The 13,163-nt window shown below is 72.6% G+C and carries 7 protein-coding genes; 5 read left to right on the top strand and 2 right to left on the bottom strand.

Translation table 11 applies throughout. From position 1 onward, the window contains the following. Positions 1-25 precede the first annotated feature (25 nt). The 5 genes from OG432_RS05660 (at position 26) to OG432_RS05640 (ending at position 10,905) form a co-directional block, all read left to right on the top strand. Positions 26-3,808 (top strand): S8 family peptidase, encoded by a 3,783-nt coding sequence (locus tag OG432_RS05660; protein WP_328308359.1) that lies wholly within the window; start codon positions 26-28, stop codon positions 3,806-3,808. Positions 3,809-3,951: 143 nt separating this feature from the next. Then, positions 3,952-5,823, top strand: a complete 1,872-nt coding sequence (locus OG432_RS05655; RefSeq protein WP_328308357.1) for a protein phosphatase 2C domain-containing protein — start codon at positions 3,952-3,954, stop codon at positions 5,821-5,823. A gap of 27 nt (positions 5,824-5,850) precedes the next feature. Beyond that, positions 5,851-7,593 (top strand): pyruvate dehydrogenase, encoded by a 1,743-nt coding sequence (locus OG432_RS05650; protein ID WP_328308355.1) that lies wholly within the window; start codon positions 5,851-5,853, stop codon positions 7,591-7,593. Positions 7,594-7,775: 182 nt separating this feature from the next. Next, positions 7,776-9,674, top strand: a complete 1,899-nt coding sequence (locus tag OG432_RS05645) for a serine/threonine-protein kinase (protein WP_328308353.1) — start codon at positions 7,776-7,778, stop codon at positions 9,672-9,674. Positions 9,675-10,437: 763 nt separating this feature from the next. Beyond that, complete coding sequence (locus tag OG432_RS05640; protein WP_328308351.1) at positions 10,438-10,905, top strand: ATP-binding protein; 468 nt, start codon at positions 10,438-10,440, stop codon at positions 10,903-10,905. A 150-nt stretch (positions 10,906-11,055) separates the two neighbouring features. Here OG432_RS05640 and OG432_RS05635 read toward each other — a convergent pair whose 3' ends face one another. Together OG432_RS05635 and OG432_RS05630 are read right to left on the bottom strand one after the other, a co-directional pair. Next, on the bottom strand, positions 11,056-12,117 hold the full coding sequence (locus OG432_RS05635) for a DUF2637 domain-containing protein (RefSeq protein WP_328308349.1): 1,062 nt from the start codon (positions 12,115-12,117) through the stop codon (positions 11,056-11,058). Positions 12,118-12,311: 194 nt separating this feature from the next. Continuing rightward, positions 12,312-13,160 carry a (2Fe-2S)-binding protein gene (locus OG432_RS05630; RefSeq protein ID WP_328308347.1) on the bottom strand — a complete coding sequence of 283 codons (849 nt, stop codon included), beginning with the start codon at positions 13,158-13,160 and terminating at the stop codon, positions 12,312-12,314. Between the last annotated feature and the right edge of the window lie 3 nt (positions 13,161-13,163).

Here is a 13,163-nt window from a genome sequence, read left to right as displayed (position 1 = left end):
GTTCCGGATTCATCTGGGGAGAGCGATGCGCCCGATATCGCGTACGGCTCTGGGGGTGGCGACCGCCGCCGCCCTCGCCGTCACCGCGGTGGCGCCGTCCGTGGCAGCGCCACGAGGCGACGGCACGGCGGACACCGCCAAGAGACCACTCGTGGGCAGCGCCGCGAGCAGCACGGGAACACCGGCCACCGTCACCCTCGTCACCGGCGACAAGGTCGTCGTGAGCAGGGACGCCTCGGGGGCGCCCACCGGCGTCACCGCCCTGCCGCGCGAGGACGGCTCCATGCCCCTCGTCCAGACCCGGCGCTCGGGCGGCGAGCTGTACGTCTACCCGGACGACGCGGCGCCGGCGCTCGCCGCGGGCAAGGCGGATGAGGAGCTCTTCAACGTCTCCGGGCTCATCCGCCAGGGCTACGACGACGCGCACAGCAAGACCATTCCGCTCATCGCGATCTACGACGGCGCGACGGCGAGGTCGGCCGCCCCGGCCGTGCCGCGCGGCGCCAAGGCGGGGCTGAGCCTGCCCGCTGTCAACGGTCGCGCCCTGAGCGCGGACAAGACGAAGGCGGCCCAGGTGTGGGCGGACGCCACCGGCCCCCGCACCCGGTCGGCGTCCCCCGGGATCAAGAAGCTGTGGCTCGACCGGAAGGTGACCGCCTCCCTCGACCAGTCCTCGAAGCAGATCCGCGCCGACCTCGCCCGAGCCGCCGGTTACGACGGCAAGGGCACCAAGGTCGCCGTCCTCGACACCGGCGTCGACGCCGAACACCCCGACCTCAAGGGCCGCATCGTGGCCTCCGAGAACTTCACCGACTCGCCCGACACCGAGGACCGTCAGGGCCACGGCACCCACACCACGTCCACGGTCGGCGGCTCGGGCGCGGCGAGTGACGGCAAGGAGAAGGGCATCGCACCCGGCACCGGCCTCCTCGTCGGGAAGGTCCTCAACGACTCGGGCTCCGGCGACAGTTCGTGGATCATCGCCGGAATGCAGTGGGCCGTCGACAACAAGGCCGACGTCGTCTCCATGTCGCTCGGCAGCCCCGTGCCCACCGACTGCACCGACCCGATGAGCGTCGCCGCGCAACAACTCGCCACCGAGACCGACCACACCCTGTTCGTCGTCGCCGCGGGCAATGCCGGTCCGGGCCTGAACACCGTGTCCTCACCCGGCTGCGCGCCCGGCGTCCTGACCGTCGGAGCCGTCGACCACGACGACACCACCGCGAGCTTCTCCAGCCGCGGCCCCGCGCCCTTCACCCACACCCTGAAGCCGGAGATCACCGCGCCCGGCGTCGACATCCTGGCCGCCAACGCCGGCGGCCGCGGCGTCTACGCGTACCAGTCCATGTCCGGCACCTCCATGGCCACCCCGCACGTCGCGGGCGCCGCCGCCATCGTCAAGCAGCGCCACCCCGACTGGACGGCGCAGCAGATCAAGTCCGCACTCGTCTCGTCCGCCAACAGCGCGATACCCGGGGACGTGCGCGAGACCGGCGGCGGCCGGCTCGACGTCAAGGCCGCCATCGACGAGACCGTCCTCGGTGCGCCCGCCGTACAGGCCGGCGCCTTCGACTGGCCGCAGGACAAGAGCGACCGCACCACCGTCACCGTGCCCTACACCAACGTCTCCGACCGGGCCGTGAAGCTCGCCCTCAAGGTCGCGGGCGTCACCGGCAACGACGGCTCGGCCGTCAACTCCGCGGTGGCGAAGCTGAGTTCCGCCTCGGTGACGGTCCCGGCAGGCGCCACCGTCAAGGTGCCGCTCGCCATCGACCCCAGCGCCCGCCTCAAGGCCGCCCAGTACGGAGACGTCACGGGCCGCGTGCTCGCCACGGCCAACGGCGTGCGGGTCTCCACACCGTTCTCGCTCTACGTCGAGCCGGAGACCGTCACCCTGCGCGTCAAGCTCGTCGACCGCCAAGGCAGTCCCGCCGCGGGAGCCTCCTCGCTCGACGTCATCGGCACCGACACCGCCACCGGCGAGCGCCGCTTCAACGAGGGCGCCGTCGACCAGGTCTACCGGCTACGCCCCGGCGCCTACTTCGTGTCCTCGTTCGTCGCCACCGCCGACCCCGGCGACGCCACCGGCGAGAACGTCGGCTCGGTCAGCTACCTCGGCCGCCCGCAGCTCGACCTGAAGAAGGACACCACCCTCGTCCTGGACGCCCGCACCGCGCACCGCCTCTCCGTGCGGACCGACCGGCCCAGCGAAGTCCGCACCACCACCCTCGACTTCGCCCGCTCCTGGGGCGGCCAGTGGCTGCACTCGGGCTCCATCACCGGATCGCGCCTGATCACGGACTACTACGCGGATGTCCGGGGCAGCGCCCGTACCGGCGACTTCGAGTTCGGCAGCTACTGGCGGGCCTACGCCCCGCAGTTCGAGAAGCTGTCGGTGACCGGCGGCCCCGCGCTGCACCCGGTCACCGCCAGCACCGGCTCCGACAACCTCGACGGCACCGGCCGGGCCCCGCTCGTCGACGCGGGTCGGGGCACCCCGGACGAGCTCAAGTCCGCCGGGGTGAGCGGAAGGATCGCCTTCGTCGCGGTACCGGACGGCGCCGACTCGCTCGCGACCCTGGGCAAGGACGCCAAGGCCGCGGGCGCCACGGCGCTCGTCGTGCACCGTCCCTCGGCCGGCCGCTGGCTGCCGGCGTACGGCTTCACGGGCGGCCCGCTGCCCACGCTCGCCGTCGAGACGGCGGAGGCGACGGACCTCGCCGGGCGGCTGGCGCACGGTCCGGTGAGCCTCGACTGGAAGGCGACCGCGAAGAGCGGCTACGTCTACAACCTCGGCTTCCAGGAGGACGGCGGCTTCGGCTCCGACCGGACCTACCGGGTCCGCGACGGACAGCTCGGCCGCACCGTCTCCACCTACCACTCGATGGGCGTGCCGGCCGACTTCATCGACGGCGTGAGCGCACACCGCCCGGTCGGTGGCGACCCGATCGGGGTCTCCGGCATCGACCTGGTGGCCGTCCCCTCCACCCGCACCGAGTACTACACGGCGGGCGGCACCACCTGGGACCACTTCGTCTCGTCCAGCTTCCCCTTCGGCGAGTTCATGCTCTCCCCGGCCAGGGCCCACCGGCCGGGCGAGCAGACCACGGAGAGCTGGTACGACGGCGTGATCGGCCCCGACGCCGGGCGCGACGCGACGGGCAAGCCGCTGCTCGCCGCCGAACGCCAGGGCAACCTGATCGGCTTCGCCCCCAACATGTGGGGCGACACCGAACACAGCGCGCAGCCCGGCTCGTTCGGCGACATCGGCTCCCTGCTGCTGCGCCGCAACGGCGAGGACTACGACAGCAGCGGCTGGCCCTCGGGTGTGTTCACCGTCCCCGCGGACGACGCGGCGTACGAACTCATCAGCGACAACCAGAAGATCGGGCCCTCCGGCGCGGTCTGGAAGCGCTCCCAGGAAGTCGTCACGAGCTGGAAGTTCCGCTCGCACCTCGACGAGAAGGCGTTCTCCCAGGGCATTCCGCTGCTCTTCCCCCACTACGCCGTGCCGCAGGACGGCCTCAAGACGGTGCCGGCGGTTGACGGCCAGAAGATCGCGCTCTCGGTCACGGGCCACGCCGGCTACACCCCGGCCGCCCTGGTGTCGGCCGGGCTGTCGTACTCCTACGACGGCGGAACCACCTGGACCAAGGCGAATACCAGCCATCAGGGCGGTAGGTGGACGGCGACCGTGAACCACGCGGGAGCCACCTCCAAGGACGTGACCCTGAAGGCCGAACTGACCGACGCCAACGGCAACTCGGTCACCCAGACCGTGGTGAACGCGTACGCGGTGCGCTGATCCACGAAGGCGGTCCGCCGGGTGTCCTCCCCGTGGGGGGTGGGGGCGCCCGGCGGACTTTTCTGCCGTTGCGACGCTTGTCCGTTGAGCACATTTTCCCGATGCCCCGTTTTCGTATGCCTCCAGCGGTGGACAATAAGGGCATGAGTCAGCAGGGGGAGAGGCCGACCCGGGACGACGACTGGTGGAACCGGCTGTACGACGAGTCGGCACCGGACGCCGGTCCCGACGGTTCGCGCGACAGCCTCGACGACCGCTTCAACTCGGCGTCGGACACGGTGGGTTCACCCCCGACGGAGGAGAGGGCCGGCCCAGGCCCCGACCCCGTGCCCGGCCCAGGCCCGGACTCCGAGGCGGTCGGCCCCGACGCGGCGGGTTCACACGCGGAGGCTTCGCACGCGGCGGGTTCACGCGCCGCCGGTTCGCATACCGCCGGATCACGTGCGGCGGCCCCGGAGGCGGCGTCCCGGGAGGCGGCCGGTTCGCGTGCGGCGCCCGTACCGGAGGCTGCGGCACCCGAGGCGGCCGTACCCGAGGCCGCCGCGCCGGAAGGGTCGGCCCCCGAGCCCCCGGTACGCCCGGCCCCCGAGCCCCCGGCCGCCGCGCCGGAACGCCCCGCCGTGGAGCCCCCCGGCCCGGAACCCGTGCCGCCCCCCGCCTCCGCGCCCGGCCCCGCCGCCCCGTGGGGCCCGGGGAGCGCGGCCGGGAGCGCGGCCGGGCCGCGCAAGCCCGCCGCCTGGTGGGAATCCGTGGCCGCGGCCCCGCCTCCGCCGGCGGAGCCCGTCCCCGAGCTGCCGCCGGGCTGGGCGGAGGGGACCGCGCCGGACGCGGCGGACCGGCCCCCGGCCCGGCCGGGTGCGGCGCCGGTCACCGCGCAGCCGGAGCCAAGCGGCGCCGACGACGGGCCGCGCGTCGCGAACGCGCCGAGCAGTCTGCGTACGCCCGCCACCGGCAGGTCAGGCCCGCCCGTCACCGCGCCCGACGAGCAGTTCGGGCCGGCGCGGACCGCCCCGCCGGAGCAGTTCGCGCCCGCGCCCCGGCCCCGTACCGGCCATGTGGGTGACGGACCGCCCACCTACGACGCCGAGCCCACCGCGCTGGCCACCGCCCGCCCCGACGCGCTCGACGAACTCGTCGCCGACACCGTGCTCGACGGCGCCCGCTACGGCGCGTACGTCCTGCGGGCCGGCTCGTCGCGCGGGGACTCCGCGCGCTACCGGGGCGAGCCCCGCCGCGACGCCCTGCTCACCGCCCGCTTCGGCACCGGCGAGAACGCCCTGGTCCTGGTCGCCGTCGCCAGTGGTGCGCGCACCAGCGACCGGGCGCACCTCGCCGCCGCCGACGCCTGCCACTGGATCGGCGGAGCCATCGGCCGCAGCCATGTGCGCCTGGCCGAGGACATCAGGGCGGGCCGGCGCGGCGACCTCAAGTCGGGCCTGCACCGGCTCACCGACCGCAGCTACGGAATGCTGCGGGCCCGCGCCGGCGAGCTCGGCATGGTGCCGGAGGAGTACACCGCGAGCCTGCGCTGTCTGCTGCTCTCCGCCGACCCCGCCTGCCGCACCCGGGTGTTCTTCGGCGTCGGGCACGGCGGCCTGTTCCGGCTGCGCGGCGGGGTCTGGCAGGACATCGAGCCCGCCGTGCCGGAGCCCGGCGCCATGCTCGGGGCGCCGGTGGTGGGCTTCGGTTCCGCCCCCGCCGAGACCGAGCAGGGGGACCGCCTGACGATGGACCTCAACACCGTCGATCCCCTCCGCCCCTCCATCGACGCACCGGCTCCGCCCGGCGAACCGTTCCGCTTCCGGGCCTCGGTGGCCCGTCCGGGCGATGCCCTCCTGCTGTGCAGCCCCGGTCTCGCCGAACCCCTGCGCGGTGAGAGCGCTCTCGGCAAGGAGCTGGCGGAGCGCTGGGCCAGCCCCGAGCCACCGGGGCTCGCCGCGTTCCTCGCCGACCTTCAGCTCAGGGTGAAGGGTTACGCCGACGACCGTACGGCTGTAGCAGTCTGGGAGGCGTAACGGCAGAGGGCATGGGTTGATGGATCCATGGCCAAGCAGAACGTTGCGGAGCAGTTCGTCGACATCCTCCGGCGCGCGGGCGTCAAGCGGCTGTACGGAGTCGTCGGCGACAGTCTGAACCCTGTCGTCGACGCCATCCGCCGCACCCCCGGCATCGACTGGATCCAGGTCAGGCACGAGGAGGTCGCCGCGTTCGCGGCCGGCGCCGAGGCTCAGCTCACCGGCAGCCTCGCCGCGTGCGCCGGATCGTGCGGGCCCGGCAACCTCCACCTCATCAACGGCCTGTACGACGCGCACCGCTCGATGGCGCCCGTCCTCGCCCTCGCCTCGCAGATCCCGTCGTCGGAGATCGGCCTCGGCTACTTCCAGGAGACCCACCCGGACCAGCTGTTCCGGGAGTGCTCCCACTACAGCGAGCTGATCTCGAACCCGCAGCAGATGCCGCGCGTGATGCAGACGGCGATCCAGCACGCGATCGGTCAGGGCGGGGTCAGCGTCCTCGCGCTGCCCGGCGACATCGCCTCCGCGCCCGCCCCCGACAAGGCGATCGACCACGCCCTGGTCACGTCGCGGCCCACCGTGCGCCCCGGGGACACCGAGATCGACAAGCTCGCGGCCCTCATCGACCGGGCCAAGCGCGTCACCCTGTTCTGCGGCAGCGGCACGGCGGGCGCGCACGCGGAGGTCATGGAGTTCGCCGAGCGGGTCAAGTCGCCCGTCGGGCACGCGCTGCGCGGCAAGGAATGGATCCAGTACGACAACCCCTACGACGTCGGCATGAGCGGCCTCCTCGGGTACGGCGCGGCCTACGAGGCGACCCACGAGTGCGATCTGCTGATCCTGCTCGGCACCGACTTCCCGTACAACGCCTTCCTGCCCGACGACGTCAAGATCGTCCAGGTCGATGTGCGCCCCGAACACCTGGGCCGACGCTCGAAGCTGGACCTCGCGGTGTGGGGCGACGTGAAGGAGACCCTGCGCTGTCTGACACCGCGCGTGAAGGTCAAGACGGACCGCAAGTTCCTCGACAAGATGCTCAAGAAGCACGCCGACGCGCTGGAGGGCGTCGTCAAGGCGTACACCCGCAAGGTGGACAAGCACGTCCCGATCCACCCCGAGTACGTGGCCTCCGTCCTGGACGAACTCGCCGACGACGACGCGATCTTCACGGTGGACACCGGTATGTGCAACGTCTGGGCGGCCCGTTACATCTCGCCCAACGGCAGACGCCGCGTCATCGGTTCGTTCAGCCACGGCTCGATGGCCAACGCTCTGCCGCAGGCCATCGGCGCCCAGTTCATCGACCGGAACCGCCAGGTCGTCTCGATGTCCGGCGACGGCGGCTTCACCATGCTGATGGGTGACTTTCTCACTCTCGTCCAGTACGACCTGCCCGTGAAGATCGTGCTTTTCAACAACTCCTCGCTCGGCATGGTCGAACTGGAAATGCTGGTCGCCGGCCTGCCCTCGTACGGAACGACCAACAAGAACCCCGACTTCGCGGCCATCGCCCGCGCCGCGGGGGCGTACGGGGTACGGGTCGAGAAGCCCAAGCAGCTCGGGAGCGCTCTCAGGGACGCCTTCAAGCACAAGGGACCGGCCCTCGTCGACATCGTCACCGATCCCAACGCGCTCTCCATCCCGCCGAAGATCAGCGCGGACATGGTGTCGGGGTTCGCGCTCTCCGCCGGCAAGATCGTCCTGGACGGCGGCGTGGGCCGCATGCTCCAGATGGCCCGCTCGAACCTGCGCAACGTACCCAGGCCGTAGGGCCCGCCCCCAAGAGGCGGACCGCCGCACAGAACCGCCCCGCCGCACAGAACCGCCCCGCCGCACAGAACCGCCCCGCCCGCCCGGCGCGTCCTCACCTTCACTCGGCGTCTCAACAGCGACTACCCTCAACGAAGTTGCGCCGATGACCAGGCGACAAGGGCCGGGGGAGCCACATCATCATGAGCGGTACTAACGGGGACGGACGCGGCGAGAAGGACGATTACGCCGACGGGGGGATCAAGCCGCTCGCGGCGAGTGACCCCGCGCGGATCGGACCGTATCTGCTGCTGGGCCGGCTCGGCGCCGGCGGCATGGGGCGGGTGTTCCTCGCACGGTCGGACAGCGGGCGCACCGTCGCGGTGAAGGTCGTGCACGAGGAGCACGTGTCCGACGAACAGTTCAGGGCGCGCTTCCGGCGGGAGATCGAGGCGGCGCGCAAGGTCGGTGAGCGGTACACGGCGCCTGTGCTCGACGCGGGGCCGGGCGACGAGCCGCCCTGGGTGGCCACGGGATACGTTCCCGGGCTCTCGCTCGAACAGATCGTGCGGCGGTACGGGCCGCTGCCGCCCGCGTCCCTGCACGCCCTCGCCGAGGGGCTGTTGAAGGCGCTCAAGGACATCCACGGCGCGGGGATCGTGCACCGCGACCTGAAGCCGTCCAACGTGATGCTCACCGTGGACGGCACCAAGGTCATCGACTTCGGGATCGCGCGGGCCCTGGAGACATCCGTGGAGTCCTTGCTGACCAGCACGGGGATGGCGGTCGGCTCTCCCGGCTTCATGTCGCCCGAGCAGGTGCGCGGCCAGAGCGCCGGGGTCAAGAGCGACGTGTTCACCCTCGGGTGTGTGCTGACCTATGCGGCGACCGGGCAGCTCCCGTTCGGGCAGGGGGCCAGTAACCAGCACGCCGTGATGTTCCAGATCGTGGAGGGCGAGCCCGACCTGTCGGGCGTGGAGGACGACTCGCTGCGCGCGCTCGTCGCCCGCTGCCTGACCAAGGACATCGCCGAACGCCCCGGTGTGGACGAGCTGTTGGCGGATCCGGAGCGTACGCGTCCGAGCGCCGGGCGCGGCGCCTGGTTGCCCGCCCGCGTCGTCGAGCGGCTCGCCCAGCAGTCCGCGCGGCTGCTCGACGCGGAGGCGAAGCCCCTGCGGGAGGAGCCCGTGGACCGGGCGACGATCGGTCTGCGCCCCGGGACCGGGTTCCCCGAAGGGTTCGTGGGGGAGGGCACCGTCACGGCACGCGAGCCCGAGGAGAAGTCCCGCCGCCGGCGCAGGCTCGTCGTGCTCCCCGTCATCGCCGTCCTCACCGTGGGCGGCGGCACGCTCGCCGTGCTCCAGCCCTTCGCGAGCGACAGCAAGAACGACGCGCACGCCAAGCCGCCGAGCAACAGCGCGAGCGCGAGCACGGGACCGAGCGCCGGCGCCAGTGCCGGGCCCGGCGTCAGCGCCACGCCCTTGGCGAGCAACTCGCCCAGCCCGGCCGGCAGTTCACCCTCGGCGACGGCGAGCGATCCGGCCAAGGGCGGCACGCAGGGTCAGGACGGCAAGGGCGGCGTCACCGTCGGCGGCGCCGGCGGACAGAACACCCAGACCAACGGCGGCGGTGCGGGATCCCCCGGTGGTGGCGGCGGGGGAAGCGCCTCCGCCGGGGGATCCACGAGGGGCGCCGGCGGGGGAGCGGTCGGCGGCTCCGGTTCCGGTGGGCACACCGGATCGGGCGGTAGCTCGGGCGGGTCGGGCTCGTCCGGATCCACCGGGCAGCCCGCGGGCTCCCCACCGCCCGCCATGACCGCTTACCAGCTCAAGTACGCCAACTCCTGTGTCGGCGCGTGTTCCATGCCGATCGTCGCGAGCTGGTCCTCGATCTCCGGAGCGACCCGCTACGACATCCACTACACCAACAAGGGCAGCAACTTCACGAAGAAGAGCGTGGACACGATCCTCTCCACCGGCGACCTCAACTACACGATCAACGGGCCCTTCTCGGGCGACGAGATCTGTGTGGCGGTGCGCGCGGCCAACAAGTACGGCCCGTCCGCCTGGGCCCAGACCTGGTGCGGCACGGTGCCCTACTAGCCGGCTCCGCGACCGGGCGGTCGATGAGCCGGCCCCGCGACCGGGTTGTCCGCTGTCGTGCGTACGCGCGCCTACGCCCCGTGCGCCCGGCGGTGCCCGGACGCCCCGCGAACCGGGCGGGATGTCGTGGCACCGATGGGGGAGGAGCACCTTCCGCAACCGGCCGGGACCGCCGTACGGGAGGCTGTACGCGCCCGGGGCGGGCAGCGGGGCGCGGAGGCCCGGCCCCGCGACCGCGCAGAGCGCCGCATCGCGGTCCCACCCACGGGGTTCCGGCCCCACCTCGACGTCCAGCACCCTGTGCGGTGCCCGCTCGTCGCGTACGCCGGGATCGGTACCGGCATGTCGGTACAGGGGCTGACGCCGGGCGGCCGGGCGTCTTCGGCGCGGCCGGTCCGCCCCGGTGCGGCCCCGCCGGGCGAGCCGTGCAGAGCAGCGGCCCCGAACGTTCCGTATGCCGCCGTCAACGAGAGGGGGGCGGCGGGCGGACTCGACCCGCACATGCCGAGCGGGCGGTGGCGAGGGCGCTCGGACAGCGGCTCGTGCGGGCGCGTGGACGGGCGCGTGGAGGAGCGCACGGTGTCGGCAACCCGCCTGCCGGACACGGGAGTTGGAGCTCGGTCGAGCCGCTTCGGCGGCGACCGGAGAACCTTCTCGTTCGGTTGTCGTCAAATCACGATGCGTGACCGTGGCCGGGCGGGGGCATGCATCCCGTGTGGGTGTTCGAGGGAAAGAAGGTCGTCACAGCGTGCAGGTGGGGGTTATGACAGGGCATCAGGCAGGATTCGGTCCCGCGGGGAGCGGGCCCTTCCGGACACCTGATGCGCAGCAGGGGGACCAGCGTCTGCTGTGCAGGAGAGTGGGGCAGGCCGACCTGGCGGCCGTGCGGGACATCCGTCGTGCGCTGCGGGAACTTCTCGTGTCGTCGCGGCATTCGGGCGCGGCTGACGTGGCGGAGCTGCTCACCAGCGAATTGCTGACCAACGCCCTCATCCACACCGACCGGGGCGCCGTGGTCACGGCCGTGGTCAGCACGTCCGGGCTGCGCGTCGAGGTGAAGGATTTCGTGGCCGAACTGCCCACGCCGTACCGGCCGTCCTGCGACGACGGCACGCACGGCAGGGGACTGCTCCTCGTGGAGGCGCTGGCGGACGCCTGGGGGGTGCAGGAGCACGACCGGGGAAAGGTCGTCTGGTTCGAACTCGACGGCGGTGCGCCGCCGCGGTACTAGGGAGTGTCATCAAAGTGGCGTCGTCCGCCCGCAGGCCGACCGGACGGGACTTTGAAGACACGGCCTGGCGAACGTGCCGCCCGGGACCGGCAGCGGGAGAGGTCTCCCGTGGTGCGGTCGACGGACGGCCCGTGAACGGCCGGCGCGCGGCTATCCGAACTGCTGCTCAAGATCCTTCAGTTTGCGCTCCAGGGAGTCGAGCCGGGGAAGTGCCTGGGTGTCGTCCTCGGCGGTGAGGTCCACGGTCGTGGCCGACGCGGGATCAGTGGTCCCGACGGCCTGTAGCGAGGGCCGGTTGCGCAGGGGCAGTTGTCCCGGCTCCGCTATGGCCGGCTCCGCGACAGCCTTGGGCTGCGCGGAGCCCGGCCCGGGGCCGATCCCCTGGACGTCGACCTGACGGCCGCCGCCCCTGCCGCGGCCCCAGGCCCGGTTCTGCCGGCTGAGCGCCTTGAAGTGCGCCCGGTCCAGCTTCTCCTGGTCGCGCCTGCGGAGCTTGTTCTCCTCCTTGGTGCGCTTGTCCTCGCGGACCTCGTCGACCGCCTCGTCCAGGGTGCGCACGCCTTCGAGGAGCATCAGCGACCAGGCGCCGAAGGTCTCCCGAGGCGCCCGCAGCCACCGCACGATCCGGATCTGCGGCAACGGCCGTGGCACCAGGCCCTGTTCGCGCAGCGCCGCCCGGCGGGTCTGCTTCAGGGCGCGGTCGAAGAGCACCGCCGCCGACAGCGACATCCCGGCGAAGAACTGCGGGGCGCCCGCGTGGGCCATGCCGCGCGGCGCGTGCACCCAGTTGAACCAGGCCGCCGCCCCCGCGAACGTCCACACCAGCAGGCGCGAGCCGAGCGCCGCGTCACCATGGCTCGCCTCGCGCACCGCGAGGACGGAACAGAACATGGCCGCCCCGTCGAGCCCGAAGGGAACGAGGTATTCCCAGCCGTCCGTCAGGTTGAGGTTCTGCCGGCCGAAGCCGACCAGACCGTGGAAGGAGAGCGCGGCGGCCACCGCCGCGCAGCAGAACAGGAGCACATAGGAAGCGGTGCCGTACACCGCCTCCTTCCTTCTGCGGCGCTCCTCGCTGCGTTCCCAGGAGTCCTCGCCGGTGGCGTTGTCACCGGCGCGCTTGCCTCGCGCGAGCACTACCAGAGCCACGACGACCCCCACGATCATCACGCCGCCCGGAAGCAGCCAGTCCAGCGATATGTCGGTCAGTCGCATGCGGTGTCCCTTGCATCGCGTAGGGCGTATCGGCCGCCATACTGCTCCAGCCGCGCGGGCCGGCAAGGGGGTTTCGGGGCAAGAGGACGCCAATGGAGTCCGAGGAGGGTCGGATAGGGGGTATTGGCTCGAACTTCCGTTCCCGGCGCGTCAGTTGGGTTCGACCGACCCTCACCCGGACGGGTGGCATGGAGTCAGGATGCGGCGCTGAGCCGCCGCACCCGGTCCGCGTCGCAGGTGCGCGGACACGTGACGCAGGTGTCCTCGGGGCGCACCGTGTAGAAGAAGCAGCAGCTCGCGCGGTCCCGGGTCGGCAGGCTTCGTCCGTCGGGCGCGGTCAGCTCGCGAAAGCCCGGAGTGCCCACGTACGGCTTGGTGGTGCCCGGGAGCAGCGCGTCGAGTTCGGCCATCGCGCGCGCCTCCTCGCCGAGCAGCTCGCCGGCGTACCAGAGGCCCTCGACGATCTCGTCCGTCGCCATGCCCCACAGCGCCCGCCTGCCGCGCCGCATGCGCGGCCCGAAACCGTCGAGCACCGGACCGAGGTGCTCGGCCACCGCGGACCGCACCTCACCCCGCAAGTCCTCCTCGTCCCGTACGACATGGGCGCCCGGAAGGTCGGAGGCCGGGTCGTCGGGCAGACAGGCGAAATCCCGTACCCGTACGGTCATCCGGCCGAGGGTGCGCTGGAACGCCACGTCGGCGACCGGGATCCGCGGCACCCGCCGGTGCAGGAACCACGGCACCGTCACCAGGAGGCAGGCGGGCCAGGCGTAGCGGTGGAAGCCGAAGGAGGCGATGACATCGGGGCGGGCCTGGTGGCCGTAGTCCCGTACGACCTGGGCGTTGTCCCAGGCCAGGAAGGCGTCGAGGGCCGGGCCGCCGTCCGCGAGCTCCGCCGCGCCGACCCAGCCCGCGCCGTGCGGCGCCCGCTCCGCCCCGGCCAGCTCCCTGATCCCCAGGCCGGGGAACACCTCGGCGAGCCGGGCGTAGGAGTCCGCCACGGGACTCGGCAGCGGGCGGGGCAGCAAGGTGGAAACGGTCATGCG

Origin of the sequence: Streptomyces sp. NBC_00442, from assembly GCF_036014195.1 — a bacterium.
GTDB lineage: Bacteria > Actinomycetota > Actinomycetes > Streptomycetales > Streptomycetaceae > Streptomyces.
This window is presented reverse-complemented; position numbering and strand designations above follow the sequence as displayed.

Excerpts from the sequence above, each read along its gene's own strand:
- OG432_RS05660 (WP_328308359.1), top strand. The coding sequence starts at position 26 with ATGCGCCCGATATCGCGTACGGCTCTGGGGGTGGCGACCGCCGCCGCC.
- OG432_RS05655 (WP_328308357.1), top strand. The coding sequence starts at position 3,952 with ATGAGTCAGCAGGGGGAGAGGCCGACCCGGGACGACGACTGGTGGAAC.
- OG432_RS05650 (WP_328308355.1), top strand. The coding sequence starts at position 5,851 with ATGGCCAAGCAGAACGTTGCGGAGCAGTTCGTCGACATCCTCCGGCGC.
- OG432_RS05645 (WP_328308353.1), top strand. The coding sequence starts at position 7,776 with ATGAGCGGTACTAACGGGGACGGACGCGGCGAGAAGGACGATTACGCC.
- OG432_RS05640 (WP_328308351.1), top strand. The coding sequence starts at position 10,438 with ATGACAGGGCATCAGGCAGGATTCGGTCCCGCGGGGAGCGGGCCCTTC.
- OG432_RS05635 (WP_328308349.1), bottom strand. The coding sequence starts at position 12,117 with ATGCGACTGACCGACATATCGCTGGACTGGCTGCTTCCGGGCGGCGTG.
- OG432_RS05630 (WP_328308347.1), bottom strand. The coding sequence starts at position 13,160 with ATGACCGTTTCCACCTTGCTGCCCCGCCCGCTGCCGAGTCCCGTGGCG.